Origin of the sequence: Lactobacillus colini (assembly GCF_017874575.1) — a bacterium.
Lineage (GTDB): Bacteria > Bacillota > Bacilli > Lactobacillales > Lactobacillaceae > Lactobacillus > Lactobacillus colini.
This window is the reverse complement of record NZ_JAGGLU010000009.1, coordinates 12,186-29,906: the sequence shown is the minus strand read 5'-3', so window position 1 is coordinate 29,906 and position 17,721 is coordinate 12,186. Positions and strand designations below refer to the sequence as shown.

At 35.0% G+C, this 17,721-nt stretch carries 19 protein-coding genes, 1 tRNA gene and 1 pseudogene; 2 read left to right on the top strand and 19 right to left on the bottom strand.

Features of this window, described 5'->3' with window-relative positions; all coding sequences use genetic code 11:
- Positions 1-13: 13 nt before the first annotated feature.
- The 15 genes and pseudogenes from J2Z60_RS07800 to J2Z60_RS07735 form a co-directional block, all read right to left on the bottom strand.
- Positions 14-535 (bottom strand): GNAT family N-acetyltransferase, encoded by a 522-nt coding sequence (locus J2Z60_RS07800; RefSeq protein WP_209687135.1) that lies wholly within the window; start codon positions 533-535, stop codon positions 14-16.
- 313 nt (positions 536-848) lie between these two features.
- A pseudogene (locus J2Z60_RS07795) lies at positions 849-1,424 on the bottom strand (histidine phosphatase family protein).
- A gap of 375 nt (positions 1,425-1,799) precedes the next feature.
- Positions 1,800-2,363: a hypothetical protein gene (locus tag J2Z60_RS07790; RefSeq protein ID WP_209687134.1), complete on the bottom strand. Its 564-nt coding sequence runs from the start codon at positions 2,361-2,363 to the stop codon at positions 1,800-1,802.
- Between the two features lie 255 nt (positions 2,364-2,618).
- Positions 2,619-2,948: a hypothetical protein gene (locus J2Z60_RS07785; RefSeq protein ID WP_209687133.1), complete on the bottom strand. Its 330-nt coding sequence runs from the start codon at positions 2,946-2,948 to the stop codon at positions 2,619-2,621.
- 296 nt (positions 2,949-3,244) lie between these two features.
- Complete coding sequence (locus tag J2Z60_RS07780; protein WP_209687132.1) at positions 3,245-5,215, bottom strand: DUF262 domain-containing protein; 1,971 nt, start codon at positions 5,213-5,215, stop codon at positions 3,245-3,247.
- Positions 5,216-5,342: 127 nt separating this feature from the next.
- The gene (locus tag J2Z60_RS10930) at positions 5,343-5,489 is read right to left on the bottom strand and encodes a hypothetical protein (protein ID WP_245328761.1); all 147 of its coding nucleotides are present in this window, start codon (positions 5,487-5,489) and stop codon (positions 5,343-5,345) included.
- 148 nt (positions 5,490-5,637) lie between these two features.
- The gene (locus J2Z60_RS10925; RefSeq protein ID WP_245328760.1) at positions 5,638-5,907 is read right to left on the bottom strand and encodes an SAM-dependent methyltransferase; all 270 of its coding nucleotides are present in this window, start codon (positions 5,905-5,907) and stop codon (positions 5,638-5,640) included.
- Positions 5,908-6,037: 130 nt separating this feature from the next.
- Positions 6,038-6,508, bottom strand: a complete 471-nt coding sequence (locus tag J2Z60_RS07770; protein ID WP_245328759.1) for a DUF4145 domain-containing protein — start codon at positions 6,506-6,508, stop codon at positions 6,038-6,040.
- 132 nt (positions 6,509-6,640) lie between these two features.
- A tRNA-Thr gene (locus J2Z60_RS07765) sits at positions 6,641-6,713 on the bottom strand.
- A 56-nt stretch (positions 6,714-6,769) separates the two neighbouring features.
- Positions 6,770-7,414, bottom strand: a complete 645-nt coding sequence (locus tag J2Z60_RS07760) for a DsbA family oxidoreductase (protein WP_209687131.1) — start codon at positions 7,412-7,414, stop codon at positions 6,770-6,772.
- On the bottom strand, positions 7,415-7,552 hold the full coding sequence (locus J2Z60_RS07755) for a hypothetical protein (protein WP_209687130.1): 138 nt from the start codon (positions 7,550-7,552) through the stop codon (positions 7,415-7,417). It lies immediately after the preceding gene.
- A 109-nt stretch (positions 7,553-7,661) separates the two neighbouring features.
- Positions 7,662-8,420, bottom strand: coding sequence for an NADPH-dependent oxidoreductase (locus J2Z60_RS07750; RefSeq protein WP_209687129.1), 759 nt, complete (start codon positions 8,418-8,420; stop codon positions 7,662-7,664).
- A gap of 139 nt (positions 8,421-8,559) precedes the next feature.
- A complete protein-coding gene (locus J2Z60_RS07745; protein ID WP_209687128.1) occupies positions 8,560-10,020 on the bottom strand; it encodes a UDP-glucose--hexose-1-phosphate uridylyltransferase in 1,461 nt (486 codons plus the stop codon).
- A gap of 12 nt (positions 10,021-10,032) precedes the next feature.
- Positions 10,033-11,202, bottom strand: a complete 1,170-nt coding sequence (locus J2Z60_RS07740) for a galactokinase (protein ID WP_209687127.1) — start codon at positions 11,200-11,202, stop codon at positions 10,033-10,035.
- Between the two features lie 99 nt (positions 11,203-11,301).
- The gene (locus J2Z60_RS07735; RefSeq protein ID WP_209687126.1) at positions 11,302-12,291 is read right to left on the bottom strand and encodes a LacI family DNA-binding transcriptional regulator; all 990 of its coding nucleotides are present in this window, start codon (positions 12,289-12,291) and stop codon (positions 11,302-11,304) included.
- Between the two features lie 231 nt (positions 12,292-12,522).
- On the opposite strand from J2Z60_RS07735, the gene galE reads away from it, so the two are divergent.
- Positions 12,523-13,515: a UDP-glucose 4-epimerase GalE gene (gene galE, locus J2Z60_RS07730; RefSeq protein ID WP_209687125.1), complete on the top strand. Its 993-nt coding sequence runs from the start codon at positions 12,523-12,525 to the stop codon at positions 13,513-13,515.
- Positions 13,516-13,569: 54 nt separating this feature from the next.
- Here galE and J2Z60_RS07725 read toward each other — a convergent pair whose 3' ends face one another.
- From J2Z60_RS07725 to J2Z60_RS07715, 3 genes are read right to left on the bottom strand one after another with little or no spacing between them, the layout of a single operon-like run.
- A complete protein-coding gene (locus J2Z60_RS07725) occupies positions 13,570-14,256 on the bottom strand; it encodes a type 1 glutamine amidotransferase domain-containing protein (RefSeq protein ID WP_209687124.1) in 687 nt (228 codons plus the stop codon).
- Positions 14,257-14,258: 2 nt separating this feature from the next.
- Entirely contained in the window at positions 14,259-15,506 is a 1,248-nt protein-coding gene (locus tag J2Z60_RS07720; protein ID WP_245328758.1) for an NADH:flavin oxidoreductase/NADH oxidase family protein, read from the bottom strand.
- A 29-nt stretch (positions 15,507-15,535) separates the two neighbouring features.
- Positions 15,536-15,832 carry an ArsR/SmtB family transcription factor gene (locus J2Z60_RS07715; RefSeq protein ID WP_209687123.1) on the bottom strand — a complete coding sequence of 99 codons (297 nt, stop codon included), beginning with the start codon at positions 15,830-15,832 and terminating at the stop codon, positions 15,536-15,538.
- Positions 15,833-16,189: 357 nt separating this feature from the next.
- Here J2Z60_RS07715 and J2Z60_RS07710 point away from each other — a divergent pair, with 357 nt between their 5' ends.
- Positions 16,190-16,495, top strand: a complete 306-nt coding sequence (locus J2Z60_RS07710) for a hypothetical protein (protein ID WP_209687122.1) — start codon at positions 16,190-16,192, stop codon at positions 16,493-16,495.
- 191 nt (positions 16,496-16,686) lie between these two features.
- On the opposite strand, the gene J2Z60_RS07705 is transcribed toward J2Z60_RS07710, so the two are convergent.
- The gene (locus tag J2Z60_RS07705; RefSeq protein WP_209687182.1) at positions 16,687-17,646 is read right to left on the bottom strand and encodes a Gfo/Idh/MocA family protein; all 960 of its coding nucleotides are present in this window, start codon (positions 17,644-17,646) and stop codon (positions 16,687-16,689) included.
- Positions 17,647-17,721: the final 75 nt, after the last annotated feature.

Sequence of the window (17,721 nt, the reverse complement as noted above, 5' to 3'; positions counted from 1 at the left end):
TATAAGATATATCTTATAGATTTAATTCGTAAGCTAAGCGGCTATTATCTATTGGGTCTTCGGTTACATAAATAATCCCCCGCTTGATGAAGTTATGCTTTTCAAAAATATGCTGGACAATCTTATTATTCTTAGAAGTATCAACCCTAAAATTATAGACATTACGGCTGAGTTCTAGGGTGATAATATTTGAAATAAAATTATCCATCAAATGCATCCCTCTATACCTATCACTGATAGCCAAGCGGTGAATCGTCGCATAGGTGTGCTTATCATCAGACCATGCTCCATCTATCTTAAGGTAGGTATCTTCTATTCCTTCAATAACTGCGGCATAGCCAGCAACCTTACCATCAACTACCAATACTAGGCCAACGCCGCTATTAATATCTTGTTCAAGATCTGCTCCAGCAGGATAGTCTCCCTGCCATTGACTTGAACCACTAGCCTTCAAGAATTGCTTAGCTTGATTAATAATCTCAACAATATCATCAATGTCAGTGGCCTTGGCCTTACGTGCATAAATAAGATTCATAATTAGTCCTCACTATCTAAATTAGATTATCTCGATTATAACAAAAAAGCGCCTTTCTTAAATTATTGAAAGACGTTTGATTAATTAATATTCGATTATTATCTGCGACGATTGATACGCTCAGTTTGGAGCTCTCTTGATGGCTTGCTAGTAACCACTAATAACATGCCAACGATAACCGCAATTCCTAAGATTTCCATAACCATGTAAGCTTCCCTCCATAACTGTTTACTATATCTAAAATTATATTTTTTAAGTTAAAACAATTATAAGATATTTGCTTACTTTTTACAAGTATTTTTAGTTAGTTAAATTATTGCTCATTTATGACATCAATTAGCTTATACTTCTTATCGTTATACTCAAGCTTGATCACAGAGCAATTGCTAAACTTATATTTAGCACGGAATTCTTTCCAATCAAATCCTGCTTTTCTGATAAAATTAGCAATCGCACCGCCATGAGATACGATTAATATCTTATCATCTTGATCAGACTGATCCATCAACTCAGTAATAGTCCGATATATTCTCTCAGATAGCTCATCTTGACTCTCGCCACCATACTTCACGAAGAAGTCACCATAAGGAACAGGTGGATCAAGTCGTTCATCTCGTGCTTCAAAACTGCCAAAATTCCACTCCTTCAACCCCTTAAGCCGTTTATATGGCATCTTGTTTTGAGTTACTAATTCTAAGGTATCACATGCACGCTCTGAAGTTGAAGAATATGCCTTGTCGAACTTAATACCTTGCTTAGCAAAATATTGCCCTACATTCTTAGCTTGTTGTATTCCTTGGTCAGTTAGAGGTGAATCAGTCCAGCCTTGCTTTTTATGCCATAAGTTAAAATATGTCTGTCCATGTCACATTAAATATAGTGTTGCCATTTTATTTATCTCCTTCTTCAAAATTGTAAGCGGTTCACTAAAAATGATAGAACTATTGGAGTTAGATTTCAATCTTTACTATGTGCAACATTCCCACTATCTTTACTTTCCCCTAGTATCAAAAAGAGCGATATAGTTTCATACCGCTCTTTTAACGTTTATTATTTAATTGCTTTCCACTTGTTTAAGCTTAGAATGAATGCAAAACAGATTAATCCCAATATCGCTAATACCATCCAGGCAGTTCCCAAGCCGTAACGATCTGCTATATAACCGTTTAATCCTAACACAACTACAGTAACCCCAGCTTCAACAGCATTATAAATTGATATGATAGTAGCTCGGGTTGTCTCATTTCGCTCTTTACCTTATTAATCAAGCGCCGGTATATATGAGGCTAGCATCCCAACAATACCTATCAACACCACAATGTAACCTGTCATTATTTTTTGACCATGTTAAAAAACAATTTCTATTGATTAACGGAGCTACCGAAATCATAATTACCGGTATGAAAATTACAATTAGTCTTAGGGCATTAGAATCATTTTGTTTAATATTTTTGAAATCGTCTATAATATCAAACTTAGGTGGCTGAGAGTTCTTATTATAGTCATCATATTTAATTAAGAACAATGACAGTGCACCACTAATAATGAACAACACGGCCCCAATAATTATCGGCAAATTAAGACTAATATTAGCTAACACGTTAGCTCCTAAAAAGCCAACCAACATATTTAATGGACTGGTAATCATTCCTAAAGTTGAGTAGATATGATTCAAGCTATCCATGTCATTCTCCGACTTGGCACGGTTTGATAACCAAGATGTTAACGTACCCGACTGCAATGAATCACCTAAGGCAGTAAATACCCCACTCAATACTAAAACAAGCAAGTTCTTAGAACTTAAGGCTAATATTACTAAGCCCAGCACTCTAAATGAAGCCAGATATACTTAAGGTCTTTAAATAGCCAACATGATCAGCGATGTAACCAGAAGGAATCTCAGCAAAAAATGTAATTATCCAAAAAATAGATAAAAACAAGTTTATCTGACCATAGCTATAACCAACCTTATGCATGAAAATATAGATAGTGCCATCCCATATTACTACGGCAATGCTCGTTAATATTGATAAGACATAATATATATTTTTTCATTCTACAATCCTTTAAAAAGATTCCCCTCCTATCGATATCGATTTAGTTCGTGCTTAAATTTAATAAGCTTTAGCTGGTCAGTAGAACTTAAAGAACCAAGCAGCGAGAGCTTTATGTGTTCCTTAGGCATCTTATAAATCACACCTAAGTCAATCCAGAAAAGTTGCTTTAGACTGGCTCCCTTCCTATCTTTGACTAAGTGGCATTGCTGCTTAGTTCTAAGGGTCTTATTAAAGTAATCTGTTATGAATTTATAGAAATACACATTTAGCCCATCATCTTCCAATACTAGAACTGGCGATGATTTCATTTCATTAATCTCAATACAATAAATATTAAAATCTTCCTTAGTCTTCATTCGAATTCTTTACCCACTCAATAATATCATCAACCTCTAGAATGCTAATTCTCTCAGTATTCTTTGATAATGCTTGTAATTGTTTGAAATTTAAGTTGTTATTATTTATTTATTTCACATCCAATAATAAAAAAATAATATTTCTTAGTTTTTTTCATTTTGCATCAATAAAAAATGATGTCAATATGGAGTTTAATGTTATTGATCTATGTCTTTACAATTGTGCAAAAAAATAACCTTTACTTATCTTCACAAATCTTAGATAAATAAAGGTTATTAAGGTTAGTAATACTTAATTACTTTAGTGTATAAGAAACTTCATTGGTTAAATCACAAATTGCAGCAATTTTAGAAATAATTGCCAAAACTACTGTAGCAGAGAAATTAGTTTCAATAGTTATACCGTTATCTAATTTAACAGGTGCTCTCCTTGCTTTAAACAGTATTTTATTAAGTTGAGCATTTTCTTTGATACGACCAAAGTTTAAGCTATCTATATTCCAAATATTATTCAAGAAGGTAATTAACATCTGACGCCAGGAACTTACAGAATATTCTTGACCATTAATATTAATATGAGATGGTTTTTTGCCTGTTATATCAATTGAATCACTAATTGAATATTCTCCATCTACTTCAGTAGTATCAATATCCTTGATGTCTGGCATTGGAAAAATATCCAATAATTCTTTAGTCAACTTTCTTGTACGATCAATAATTTCATCTTTATCCCAACTGCTATACTCATTAGCAACTTCACGAGTTAATGAAATATTGGAATCATGATAGTAATCTCTTTTTTCACTAAATACCTTATTACTCATTTCTTGATTGTACTTAGTGAGAGTTAAATTACCCAAAGTACCACCATATTGTTTTTTAATTCTTTCTGCATTTGCCACCTGAAGTTTCCATTCATTATTTAAACGTTGTGGCAAGATGTGTTCTACTTGCGCATTATCAAAATCTACAGTTTCTTTGGTTCTATTTTCTTCAAGAATTATTAATGCTAACTTAGCTAAATGATTTCTTTGATGATATAGATCTACTTCCATCAAATGTTCATATACTTGTTTATCAGTAGGGAATTTAGATTTTAGTAAACGTAACAATCTTAATTTTAAATTACCTTCTTCTTTTGAAGTATCACAAAGGCCAATAACAATTTTATTTAAGCCATTAGAAGGAAATTTGCAAGCTTTTAATCTGAATAAGTAATTTTCCAAGATATAAGCTAATTCATTAGCCGAATTCTGACCAATATTACCATTATCTACCATATCCATTAGCAACATTAAATATGGAAAAACAACCTTACTTTCCATAATATTTATATGATCTAAAATTCGATTAAAATCATCATCATTAGATTCTGAATTTAACAACTGATAATAATAGATTGCGAATTTATGCAAATCAGCCAATGCAGATTCTGAGCTTAAATTTTCAGCTACATAATAATACTTATAATCTTCATAAACTTTATTCTTCTTAATTAGTTTATGAGTTTTCAATACTAGATAATGACGAATAAATTCTGTAAATGTTTGAGTTGAAAACATTTTTTCTATTTTTCCCCAATACTTTTTATAAAGATAGTTTTGGGACTCAGAATCTAATTTCATCAGTAAAAAGTTTCTAACTAAATCTGATGGAGATAGTGATACACCCGTAGAATTCAAACTTTCAAAAATTACTTGTGGGTTTTCTTCAGTATTCTCATCAGTTAACTCAATATAAACCATATTAAAATGGTTCATAGCTTCAAAAAGTTGATTACTAGTGAGATTTGATTTATCAATTAAATTCTTAAATAACTCGTAATTTTCAATCACTTTTGAAGGTTCTTCATTAACAATATCTTCATTCATTACTGCATTAAATGCTTGAATATCGTGATCAACAGGCTTTAATTTAAGATGATTATTATCATTAACGTACTTATTAGTTAAATATTCTTCAACAATTTCATCCTTATCATTATTATCTTTATCAGCTATAGCTTTTAGTAAAAGTGTCAAACTCATTAAGCGTTGCTGACCATCAATTATACGATAAATTCGACTCAACTTTTTTCCAGATTCTGTTACATACACTACTGCACCAATAAAGTGATCTGTATCGGTTTGTGCAGCAACAGTTAAATCATTAAAAAGTTGAATACACTGTTCTTTTCCCCACTCATAATTTCTTTGAAAAACTGGTATTTCAAAAATTGTTTTTCCTAATCCTAGAAATTCAAATAAATGTACACTATCCGCCTTCATCTAATCAACCTCTCCAAGTTCTTTCTGTACTATTCGTAAATTGCTTATATATCTTCCCATTTAACAAGTAGATATTGTTTCTTTTCTAGTTCATCATCTTCAGTGTATGGATCCGAAAAAAATCTAACTACTCAGCTTGATGCACAGTTCCAGAAGACTCTCCGCCTTCAATTATAGAATCAAAGGTATACTCAGTTTGTTGAACTTTCGTCTTGCCTACTGGCTTCCATTCACTAAAGATAATCGGATCACCTGTATTAGTCTTACGAGTCAATGCATCCCCTTGAGCCTATTTGCTAAAATAATTACTTGTGCACTCTTAAGAACCTTTGTATTTTGGTCTTTTGGGTTAAAATTTTTGAAATATGCTTGTTGAAAAGTCGAATTCATATTCATGACCAACATCTCAACATTATCTTCCATCAGTTCAATACTATAAATGCTAGACAATGCTTATTCTGCATTTCTTTAGTAGTTTTACTTTGCCTTACCGCTACAGATAATTTGTGTTTTAATATTTCAACTAAAAATACACCTTCACCAGCAGACGGTTCAAGAAAAGTAGCGTCTAAGATATTAACTTTTTCTTTTATTTCAGGCTGATCTAGCATGAGGTCTACGGTCTTCTTTGGAGTAAAGACTTCGCCGATATTTTTCACGCGATCAGCTGATTTTATTATTTTTTCTGTCATCTTCTTTATTCCATTGCTTGTACTTCATAATTATCCTCAGCTAAGTCACCAACGCCAGTTTTGCCAACTTTTTGATTGCCGACATAAGCTGGGAACTTACCAGAAGAATTATCAGCTGTTTGAATATAAATTAAGTTCCTTTCTGCGGTACTAGGAACAGTGGTTGTTGTCTGGTAAAGGAATTCTTGCGCCTTCGGCTCTTTGTTGCATCCATCTTTTCATCATAATATGCCCTAACGAACCAAACAGCTAAGGCATATAATTGCTTTAAAGCCTTAAGAGCTTCTTGGTTAGTAGTCTCTTCTAAGCTATGAGCAGCAACATTACCAGCACCTTTAATATCATAGAAGAGCTGCAAGGCGTAATCATCAATATAGGCGCCTAATTTTAATTTTTTGAGTACTTCGTTAAAAGTTAAATTATCAATATTAATAAAATTTTGATCAGCAACATCCGTAGCAATATTTTCAGCTGTTGCCCTAACACTTGTTAAAACACTAGCATATGCATTAAAGACATATGCCTTTTCAGCTTCATTTGCTCTTGCATAATATTGAGATGTCATTTCATCTTGATTCAAAAATTCAAAATTACTTTTCATAACTATGACCTATCTTGCAAAATGTCCTAGCTTAATTATACAAAAACAATTAAGCCCTTTAAATCGCCCAAACACAAAAAAAAGCTGTCCTAATGCTCTTTAAACAACACTAGAACAGCTAAATATGATATATGCCGCGTGCCAGGATCGAACTGGCGACCTCTTCTTTACGAGGGAAGCGCTCTACCAACTGAGCTAACTCGGCATCCCTTGAACGGTAATATTATACCAAAGGGAATATTTAAAAGTAAAGCTAACCACTTAACTTTCTTCAGCACTAATCTTCTTCAGTGCATTAATAAATACATCATAAGGTTGAGCGCCAGAGATCGCATATTTATTATTAATTACGAAGAATGGCACACCATTAACGCCAAATGCTTCCAATTCCTTCCTATCTTCTAATACCTCATCTTCGAACTTGTCAGAAGTCAATACTTCATCAATATCTGTCTCACTCAATCCACTAGCAAGTGCAGCAGCTTTTAAGACTTGGTTGTCAGCAATCGACTTACCTTCAACGAAATAAATGTGATAGAATCTATGAATTAAGTTATCTGCAACATCTGCACTGTACTTATTCTCAGCCAGCTTAAATAAGCGGTGAGCAGACATTGTATTAACTGGCACCACATCGAAAATATTGAATTCAAGTCCTTCTTCTTTAGCCATGTTGGCAATATTAGTCATTTGCTTCTTAGCACGCGGTTCTAATTCCTTAATTCCGTGTGTGAAGTGGTTAAGGTACTTATCTTTGGTTTCTTCAGGTGCTTCAGGATCTAGTTGAAAGCTCTTAAATTCTAACTTTGTACCTTCCATTCCTAGGTCTTTCAAGGCTCTTTTAAGCCGAGTTGATCCAATATAACAGAATGGACACGCGAAATCTGACCAATAAGTTATCTCCATTTATTTTTCCTTCTTCTTGTCTAAATCTTTATCTTCATTCCAATTAATTACGCAACCATCAGGTCCGCACATACCTGCATCCAATGGACTAGATGGTGTAATTAATTCAATCTTCTTTTTAACATTTTGCTTTTCCATAACTTCACCCTCTATCTGAGATATTTATATAATAATCTCTTACTTTAAATAAGTAAAATATTTTGCTCAATAAAAAAGCAAGCCCCAAACGACGGAACTTGCAATTTTATTATTTCCAATCTAAGCATAATCCTTGCTGATGAAGTTCTTCTGGTAGTTGATCCCGATCAATTATAGCTTTATCTAACTTCTGACCCGTTATCTGCTTGGTAAATGAATCAATCCTGCGATTACTATCACGTAAGTCATAGTATGTCGTCACAATCTTATCGTAATCGGCTAGGTCTTCTACCTTGAAATCTTTATTATATTCTTCTTCAAAACAAGTGAACTTCAACGGCAATCTAGGCTTAAGTTGAGGTTCTTGATTAGGAATACCTACCTGCATCCCCAAAACTGGGAAAGTCAATTCAGGTAAATCCAATTCTTCTAGCATCTTCAATGGGTGGTCATTAATCGTACCAAGTGGTACATAGCCTAAGCCCATACTCTCAACAGCGTTGGCTACATTTTGAAAGGCTAAAATAGTATCTTCCATTGCTTGGAAGAATATGTCAGTCATATGAACACGACCGTCATCTTTACCAAGTTGCTTTCTAATTTGCTGATTACGGTATAAGTCAGCAATGAAGATAAATAGATCTCCTTCAGCACCAACGTATTGCTGGTTACATAATTCTCTAATCTTGGCTCTCTTAGCTTCATTAGTTATATGTAAGATTGAGAAGTTCTGCATGAACATACTGGTTGGTGTATGTTGGGCTACAGTATATAGAGTTTCCAGTTGCTCTTTAGTCAAAGGCTGGTCTTTAAAGGCACGAATTGAACGATGATTAATCTGGGAATCAATAGTTTTATTATGAATCATGTTTTCTACCTTCCTTATTCTATTAATAAGCTAAGTGTAGCACTTAGTTGCATTCACTACAATTTTTTTAGACACATAAAATAAAAATTCGCTAGCCTTGTCTACTAACGAATTTCTTCAATAATCTAAGAATTTAACTTTAAGCAATCGACTTGATTAGAGCATCAATAAACCTCTGCCAGCCTTCTTCGCCGTTAGGATTATTCTTAAAGACTCCCGCATCTTGCAATACTTCTTCAAAGACGTCTACCAAGCTCTGTTTCATTACCTGCTCGACATTTTCTGAAGTGATATTTTCATGAGCTTTAACTTCATCTGCCCAAGCTTTATGAGCTACGGCTATCTTATTATCTTCGCCTAGCCAATACTTCTTCACTTCTTCAAGCTCATTCTTTAATCTGCCGGGTAAGATAGCCCGACCCATAACTTCGATTAAGCCGATATTCTCTTTTTTGATGTGCCATAGCTTTTTATGAGGGTGGAATATTCCTAATGGGTACTTATCACTAGTATTATTATCACGTAATACCAAATCTAAGATAAACTTTCCACGACCGCTGTGCATAATTGGCGTCACTGTATGGTGGCGAATTTTACCATCATAAGACTTAATTTGACATGCTGCATCATCATAGTGATCCCAGAACTTAATGATCTTACTACCTAAATCAATTAAATCTAAAGAGTCTTCACTAATTAAGCGTAAGTCGCTCATCGGCCAATCTACGATACCTGCTTGAACATTGGGATAAGAGTTAAACCCAATATTCTTCTTAATTGAAGCTGACATCATTGGGAAGATATGGCGTCCACCTTGGTAGTGTTCATGAGCTAACATTGATCCGCCAACAATTGGCAAGTCCGCATTTGAACCAACAAAGTATCCCGGCAACATCTTCTCAATTTCGACTAAGTTAATTAGAGTCTGTTGATTAATGTGCATTGGTTCATGAAGTGTATCTAAGAAGATGCAATGTTCATTGAAGTAAGCATAAGGCGAATATTGGAAGCCCCAAGGATGACCAGCAATATTCATCCGAATAATTCTCAAATTACTACGTGCATTCTTACCATAGTCGCCTAAATAACCTTCATTTTCAATACACAAGGCACATTGAGGATATTTCTTTCCAGTATCATGGGCAGCTGCTGCAATTGCTTTAGGGTCCTTTTCAGGCTTAGAGAGGTTAATAGTAATTTCTAAATTATGCCCCTGCTTTCCTTTACCAGAAAAGACAACATTTTTTGCAATTGCTTCTTTTTTGACATAATTATTATCTACACACAACTTATAAAACCAGTCAGTTGCTTCTTGAGCAGAATTCTGCATTTTTTCAGAAAAGATTTCATTCACTTGTGACGGGATTGGTGTAGCTAAGTCATAGAGCTTATCGTTTAAAATTTCTCTAGAAGTAATGTCATCCTTAATCTTATGATTATCAATAGCCAGCTGAACTAGTTGCTTAACAGTTGAACCACTTGCCTCTTGATCCTCATCGCCAACTAATGCCTTAATCTGGTTAGCTACATATACTCGATCCATCGGCTTAAAGCGACCACCAGCAATTACTTGATTTGTAAATTTTTCAATAACTTTCATAGCTCTATTTACCTAAATTCTCTTAGTCCCATCAACAATCTCTGCATCATAAAAGCTAGCTTCATAGCCAACTATATCTCGATAAGCCTGACCAACATTCTCCTTAAACTTATCTGCCTCACTCTTTTTGACAATGGCAATTGCGCTCCCGCCAAAGCCGCCACCAATCATTCTAGCTCCTAATACGCCAGCTTGCCTCCAAGCTGTTTCTGCTAGAGTATCAAGCTCTTGACCAGTTACTTCATAATCATAATGAAGTGAAACATGAGAGGCATTGATTAAGCGACCCAGCTTTTCTAAGTCATTATCTTCCATTGCCTTAGTTGCACGAATTGTCCTTTGATTCTCACTGACTGCATGACGGGCACGCTTTAACTCTACTTCATCATTAATCAAGTAAGAATATTCATCCAAAGTATCCTCATCAATCTCACCTAAAGCCTTAATATCAAGACCTTGTTGCAACTTCTTCAAGGCTCTACCGCATTCAGCTACACGATCATTATAGGCAGAATCAGCTAGAGTATGTTCTTTATTAGTAGACATAATGATAATCTCATAATCGCCCAACTTAAGTGGCTTATATTCATACTCCATACTGTTGCAATCCAAGAAGATTGCACTATCCTTCTTACCCATAATGCAGGCGAACTGATCCATGATACCAGAATTTAGACCAACGAATTCATTCTCAGTCTTCTGACCCAAACGAGCTAGTTCTAGACGGGTAACGTCAAGTTCGAATTCTTCCTTCAAGATAATCCCCATTAACATCTCTAGCGCCGCACTAGAAGATAGTCCTGAACCTGATGGCAGGGTCGCCTTAATATAAAGATTAAAGCCATGATTGATCTTATTGCCGTCTTCTCTCTGGCGAAGATAGGTAATCATTCCCTTAAAGTAATTAGTCCAAAAATGATTCCCCTTCTCAACGCTACTATCGTCTAAAGCAAATTCCACAATTGGACCGTCAATATTGCCAGAATAGAGGTTAACTTGATTATCTTCTCTTGGGCCATATACGCCATAGATTCCTAAGCTAATTGCCGCTGGAAAGACATGCCCACCATTATAATCGGTATGTTCACCAATAACATTAATTCTACCCGGTGAAAAGAACACGTCAGTCCCATCTTGACCAAATATATCTTTATATGATGAAAGTAATTCTTGCTTATTCATGTTTTTCTCCTATTAGTAAATCAAAGTTAATTAAGTAATCGCTTACAGTTTAAGTATACAATTTTAATTATTTTTAGTAAATAAAATTAGCATAATTTACTAAATAAAACTTTTTCTAATTACTAAGTTAGTATTAACATTCATTTCCACCTTGGGTCTTGCGGGATTGATGATTGCATCTTTAAGCAGCATTAAACCCATATTACTTAGTGTTTCTTGGTCAACGTTATATGATGAAAGTGGCGGCGAAACATAATTAGCAATCCCTAAATTATTAATACTTAGAATCTGTGTATCACCGGGTATAGATACCTTCTTTTCATTAAATGCTTGTAACACTCCTACACTAAGAGTATCAGAAGCGATAATTAATCCTTGTGGTAAGGAAGATTGCAGCATTTGCTTGCCTAGCTTATAACCATTTTCAACGCTAAACACCCCATCTACTAGAACACTGGCTGCTACTTCGGGGTGTAAACTCATTTCTTCCTTAAAAACCGTTGCCCTAACATCTTCAGGACTAGTCTGATCGTAATCAGGCTTATTAGCCCCAATGAAGCCAATACTCTTATAGCCAGCTTCTAACATTCTCTTAACCGCATCCCTTACCGTTAAAACCAAATTAGGCTTCACCGAATCAAAAACACCCGGCATTGGATTAGAGTCAATAAATACGCCACTAGGTAGAACATGGCTCAGCTTTAGTAGTTGAGCATGGTCCATCCTCTCTTCATCGACAGCTATAAAACCTTGCAGCTTTGAAGCTTTATCAATCAATTCATCGACAGATTCAACCCTAATAAGATTAATATTCTCACTCTTAGCAGCTTCAACGATCCTAGACTTTAAAGAGGCAAAATAAGCATCCTCTAACTGTTCCTTGCCACTAACTTGATATAAAAATCCAACCGTAAAGTTATTCTTGCGTTGCTTTTTATGTGTCTGCCAATATTCTAATTCACTGGCAACTTGCATAATCTTATTCCTTGTAGATGCTGTTACTGATAGGTTAGAATCATTATTTAATACTCTCGAAACCGTCGCCGGTGAATAGCCAGATTTAGTTGCAATATCCTTAATTGTTGCCATTACTTATCCTCTTTTCAAAAATATATTTACTCTTATTATACATAATATTTACTGATTATAAATATTTTTAAGTCAAGGAAAGTTATTAATATTATTGAAGAAATATTTACTAATTAATCTATATATTTACTAAAAATATTTTTATTTTAAGTAATATTTGCTTTCACTAATTTATAACTGTGGTAGAATATGCTTGAAAACGATTTAAAATCACTAAAAAAGGAGCGTATTATGCGAGTTTTAGTTATTGGGGGAGCGGGTTATATCGGTTCCCACGCTGTTAGAAAGTTAATTGAAAGTGGCAATGATGTTGTTGTCTTAGACTCCTTATATACTGGTCACAGAAAGGCAGTCGATCCTAAGGCTAAGTTCTACCAAGGCGACATCGAAGACACATTCTTAGTCAACAAGATCTTACGCAACGAGAAGATTGAAGCAGTAATGCACTTCGCCGCTTATTCATTGGTTGGTGAATCTGTTCAAAAGCCACTTAAATATTATGATAACAATGTAACTGGGATGATTTCACTCTTAAAGGCAATGGACGATGCAGGTGTTAAGTACTTGGTATTCTCTTCCAGTGCTGCAACTTATGGTATCCCAGAAAAATTACCTATCACTGAAGATACCCCACTAAACCCAATCAACCCATACGGTGAAACCAAGATGATGATGGAAAAGATCATGCACTGGGCTGACAAGGCCAATGGTATCAAATCAATTGCTCTTCGTTACTTCAACGTTGCTGGTGCAGCAAGTGATGGTACTATTGGTGAGGACCATGGTCCAGAAACCCACTTAATTCCTAACATCTTAAAGAGTGCCATTGCTGGTGATGGTAACTTCACGATCTTTGGTGATGATTATAATACTAAAGACGGCACCAACGTTCGTGACTATGTTCAAGTTGAAGACCTAATTGATGCTCACATCTTAGCACTTAAACACGTTATGAAGACTAATAAGTCTGATGTCTTCAACTTAGGTACTGCACAAGGTTACTCTAACCTAGAAATCTTACAAGCAGCTAAAGAAGTTACTGGAATTGATATTCCTTATACTATTGGTCCAAGACGTGGCGGTGATCCAGATAGCTTAGTAGCTGATTCAACTAAGGCTCGTGAAATTTTAGGCTGGAAGCCAGAACATGAAGATGTTAATGATGTAATTGCGACAGCTTGGAAGTGGCACCAAAGCCACCCTAAAGGCTACGAAGACAAATAACATTCAAAAAAATCGTTAGAGAAACTAAATCCCTAACGATTTTTTATATTCAAATTATTGTTTTTTAGCTAGTGCTTTTATAAGCTTATCAGCCACCGCCTTGGCTGAAAAAGGATTTTGTCCTGTAATTAAGTGCCCATCTTGAATAGCAAATGAAGCATAAGCCCGACGACGGATAAACTGACCATGACGCTTGGCTGTTTCTGCTTGGTTTAAGAATGGGACAATTCTTCTCTTTCCAGCTAAAATCTCTTCTGCTGTGGTAAAGCCAGTAACTTTACGTCCCTTTATTAAGTAATCTCCATTTACCTTCAAGTTCAACAAGCCAGCAATGCCATGACATACAGAAGTTACATAACCGCCTTGATTATAAATTGCTTCGGCAATCTTTTGTAAGCCTTGATTATCAGGAAAGTCCCACATTACTCCATGACCACCAGCATAATATATTGCAATATAATCAGATGGATTAATTTCACTAGGAGAAAGGGTATGTGCTAATGCCCTATCTTGAAAATCAGCTTGCTGATATAATTTTAAGCTCGCTTTATCTGCATATTTCATACTTCTTGGATCAATTGGAACGTATCCACCCTTAGGACTTACATAATCTACCTCATAACCAGCCTTTTCAACAGCTAAGACAAATTCGGTTGTTTCTCCTAACCATAAACCAGTTGCTTGCGACTTATCACCGTATGTTGCTTGATTGGTTTCAACTACTAAAATTTTCTTTTTCATAATTATCCTCTCCTTGGCATTAAAGCTCCTAATCCTTGTTTACGAAATGCATAAGCTAGTATTGGCCAAGCAGTCCTTGGCTGCTTAATTTCTTTACCTTTAGTTAAACGATCCATCTGCTCTTCATAATACGCTAGACCTACGATTGAGCCAACTTTTTTGTCCAGTTGTGACCATCCAGTTGAAAAGTGAGGCACAACTACTTTAGAAAACCTATTATTGCCTAGATCGTTAGGCAACGTCGGATTCAATACAATTGGTCTAGCTAATCCAACTAAGTCAGTTGCATTACTTGCTAAGGCTTGTTCAATTCCCTCTGCCGTCCTAAAACCGCCGGTTACTATAATTGGAGCAGTGACTTCTTTTTTAGCGGTTTTAGAATATTTAATAAACATTGCCCCTTTACCTGTTCCCATCATCTTGAGCTGTTCATAAGATCCACCAGATATTTCAATGAAGTCAATCCCACGCTTATCTAGTGCTTTCATAACAGCTAATGAATCTTCAACTGTGAAGCCATCAGGGGTAAAGTCAGATGAATTTATCTTAATTCCAACAGTAAAGCTACTACTTGTTAGCGACCTAATACGGTCATAAATTTGTAAGACAATTCGCATTCGGTTTTCTAAACTACCACCATAAGCATCTGTTCGTTTATTAGCTGCTGGTGATAAGAATTGATTCAACAAGTATCCATGGGCGGCATGAATCTCAACCCCTGAAAAGCCAGCCTGCTCTGCCAACTGCGCAGCCCTTCCAAAGGCAGCAATGATTTCTTTAATTTCTGGTAAGGTTAATGCTCTCGGTGGATTAAATCCAAAGGCATTATCGCCCTTTAAAGCTACGCTGCTTGGTGCAACCGGGTGCGGATTCAATGTCTTAGGGGCTTGGCGACCCGGATGGTTCAATTGCAGTAACATATGACTGTTATTACTTTTACCAGCTGCTGCCCACTTCTTAAGCAAGTTTAAATTGGTTTGATCGTCAACTACTACATTACCAACTTCCCCTCGGGCTGTGCGGTCAACCATTACATTACCGGAAATAATCATTCCGATGCCACCTTCAGACCACTTACGATACAAGTTAATTAATTGAGGCGTAGGATTAGCACTACTATCTCCTAAAGTTTCACTAGTAGCTGCCTTAACCAAACGGTTCTTTAGATTTAAGCCACTTTTAAAAGTTAATTGTTGCCAAGCTTTCATTTTAGCTTTTCTTTCTCCTTTATTATCAATACGTTTAAACATTTAAACCTAATATTTAAAATATAAACAGCCTATTCTTCCAAAGCTGCTGTTAAGTCCTTTAACTTCTTAATAACGGGTTCTAAGTTGGGAGAATAACGTCGCTCTACCCCAACTTGCTCTACCTTAATTACACCAGCATCTAGCATTAATTTCAAATGATGTGACACTGCTGGTCTAGATAGAGAAGTAGTAGCAGTTAATTCATTAACAGTTAGCTCTCCCTTGCAGCATAATTCAGTCATCAATTGTTGCCGCTTCTTATCTTGAAAAATTCCAAACGCCGGCATAACTGCCTCAAAAGCAGATAACGTCTTTTCTTTATCCATAATATACCCTCTAACTATGTTTAAAAGTTTAAACATATTAAAACATTTATTGTAATAAATTGCAAGTGTAAAAAACTGGATACACATTTGACGAAATGCATTATTATAACTATAATAAAAAAATAAAAACAAGATTATAAACATTATAAGAAGATATGTTGGTTCCAATGCTGCCGCTTCAGTAGAATCTGCGTTTAAAACTGTTGAACCAACTTTGAAAAAATTATTAAAATACGAAAGTTTAGCTTATGGAACTGTTGAAGGTCAAATATCTAGAGTATTAATACAATCAGGAATGAAATCTTCTACAGCCGGAACCATAGCATTTTGGATTCGACAAGGATTAGAGTGGCTAGTATGACTTCAGAAGAATTAGAATATAAACTTTACCATATTTCTAATTTACTTGTTGACTTATGTGAAGAACACAGTATATGCACTAGAGATTATTTTTTAATCAAATATAATTTAACATCTCAAGAATCATCTATTATTGATAATATTTTTAAACATATTGTCGATAATGGTAAAGCTGTTAAATTAAATGATTTTAGAAAAATGGTAAACAGCTCATTAAATGCGGAATTTTCTAAAAAAGCAATTGAAGAATTAATTATTGCATATAGAGATTACTTTCCAAAAGCTGTTAATCAAATAGTTTAATTGGCTTATAACTTAATTTAATAGGACATAGTTAGCAAATAAAAGATTCTATAATCGCAAAAATCGTTGATATATTAGTTTACGTAACTAAGATTATCAACGATTTTTTCAATTTACTACAGTATAAAGTTTATAAATTATCTAAAAAAATCTAAGTTTAAAAACCTAGCTCCTTTGTTTCTATCCTATAATTAGCTTCTTGCCTGTTCTAGTACTTCTAACACTGCTAATGAATGCTCGAGCGCCTTGTCAGCTGCAGCAATATCATGTTCCTTAATCATGCGACTAAATTCTACAAATTCTGCCACCATGCGATCATTGTACTTGTTTAATTCAATTGTTTCAGGCTTGTTGCCCTTTAGATCAAGCTCTACTTCATTTAATTGACCAAGTGAGCCCTTAATCTTAAGCGTACCCTTTTCACCTTCAATATAACTCCATTGATCAGTAACATAGGAATCTTTTGCCGCAATTGAACTAACCTGCATCCCCGGATAAGTAAGCATTAACGTTCCTGAAGTATCTACCTTCTTCTGCATTACAGGGAAATATTTCACAGACTCAGGCTTGCCGAATAACCCTACAGCCAAATGAATATTATAGATTCCAATATCCATTAAAGCTCCACCATTCTTACGATAGTCAAATACCGGCTCAATAATATCCTTCAAAAAATTATCGTAACGACTTGAATACTGGGTAAAGTTAAGGCTAACTTGATGAATTGGACCAATAGTTGCCAGATGATCTTTCAAATAATTGAAATTAGCCAAATAAATATTAGTGATAGCTTCAACCAAGAAGACGCCCTTTTCATCAGCAATTCGCTTCAGTTCTCTAGCTTGTTGAGCCGTATCGACAAATGGCTTTTCACAGATTACATTCTTAGATGCCAATAAAGCCTTCTTAGCTACTTCATAATGCAAGTTATTCGGTACACCCACATAGACAGTGTTCACTTCATCATTGGCATATAATTCTTCATTATCACTATACGCATACTTAATACCGTATTTTTTACTCAATTCTTGCCCAATCTTTTCACTACGCTTGGTAGTTGAAATTGCAGTTAAATTCAAATCTGGTACTTGATCTGCAATTGATAAAAAATCATGAACGATCATCCCTGAACCTACTATACCTAAATTAATCATTTTTTACTCCTTTATTGTAATCGGTTACCATAATTATACAAAAAACAGGAAGAATATTCTCTTCTTCCTGCT

Coding starts and splice junctions, on each gene's coding strand:
- J2Z60_RS07715 (WP_209687123.1), bottom strand. CDS start 15,832: ATGGATAAAGAAAAGACGTTATCTGCTTTTGAGGCAGTTATGCCGGCG.
- J2Z60_RS07755 (WP_209687130.1), bottom strand. CDS start 7,552: ATGGAAAAGCAAAATGTTAAAAAGAAGATTGAATTAATTACACCATCT.
- J2Z60_RS07770 (WP_245328759.1), bottom strand. CDS start 6,508: ATGAAAAGTAATTTTGAATTTTTGAATCAAGATGAAATGACATCTCAA.
- galE (WP_209687125.1), top strand. CDS start 12,523: ATGCGAGTTTTAGTTATTGGGGGAGCGGGTTATATCGGTTCCCACGCT.
- J2Z60_RS07785 (WP_209687133.1), bottom strand. CDS start 2,948: ATGAAGACTAAGGAAGATTTTAATATTTATTGTATTGAGATTAATGAA.
- J2Z60_RS07745 (WP_209687128.1), bottom strand. CDS start 10,020: ATGAAAGTTATTGAAAAATTTACAAATCAAGTAATTGCTGGTGGTCGC.
- J2Z60_RS07710 (WP_209687122.1), top strand. CDS start 16,190: ATGACTTCAGAAGAATTAGAATATAAACTTTACCATATTTCTAATTTA.
- J2Z60_RS07740 (WP_209687127.1), bottom strand. CDS start 11,202: ATGAATAAGCAAGAATTACTTTCATCATATAAAGATATATTTGGTCAA.
- J2Z60_RS07735 (WP_209687126.1), bottom strand. CDS start 12,291: ATGGCAACAATTAAGGATATTGCAACTAAATCTGGCTATTCACCGGCG.
- J2Z60_RS07725 (WP_209687124.1), bottom strand. CDS start 14,256: ATGAAAAAGAAAATTTTAGTAGTTGAAACCAATCAAGCAACATACGGT.
- J2Z60_RS07760 (WP_209687131.1), bottom strand. CDS start 7,414: ATGGAGATAACTTATTGGTCAGATTTCGCGTGTCCATTCTGTTATATT.
- J2Z60_RS07750 (WP_209687129.1), bottom strand. CDS start 8,420: ATGATTCATAATAAAACTATTGATTCCCAGATTAATCATCGTTCAATT.
- J2Z60_RS07800 (WP_209687135.1), bottom strand. CDS start 535: ATGAATCTTATTTATGCACGTAAGGCCAAGGCCACTGACATTGATGAT.
- J2Z60_RS10925 (WP_245328760.1), bottom strand. CDS start 5,907: ATGACAGAAAAAATAATAAAATCAGCTGATCGCGTGAAAAATATCGGC.
- J2Z60_RS07780 (WP_209687132.1), bottom strand. CDS start 5,215: ATGAAGGCGGATAGTGTACATTTATTTGAATTTCTAGGATTAGGAAAA.
- J2Z60_RS07720 (WP_245328758.1), bottom strand. CDS start 15,506: ATGTTTAAACGTATTGATAATAAAGGAGAAAGAAAAGCTAAAATGAAA.